We start from the raw sequence: 231 nt of genomic DNA on the forward strand, positions 1-231 counted from the left end.
TCGCGGACGACCTCCACGCAGCCGCCGGACAGCAGGGGCGAGAAGATCTCGAAGACCGACACGTCGAAGTTCAGCGAGGTGGAGGCGACCACGTGGTGCAGGCCCCGGCCGCCGAACTCGGCCGCCGCCCAGTCGGTCAGGGCCAGCACGGAGGCGTGGCTGACGACCACGCCCTTGGGCCGGCCGGTCGAGCCGGAGGTGTGGATGACGTAGGCGGGGTGGCCGGGCAGC

The 231-nt window shown here is 72.7% G+C and carries 1 protein-coding gene; it reads right to left on the reverse strand.

What is annotated here, in order from left to right:
- Positions 1 to 231 (reverse strand): AMP-binding protein (locus IE312_RS41605; protein WP_229900391.1); only part of this gene is annotated, 231 nt, incomplete at both ends.

This window comes from Streptomyces capoamus (assembly GCF_014654935.1).
Classification (GTDB): domain Bacteria; phylum Actinomycetota; class Actinomycetes; order Streptomycetales; family Streptomycetaceae; genus Streptomyces; species Streptomyces capoamus.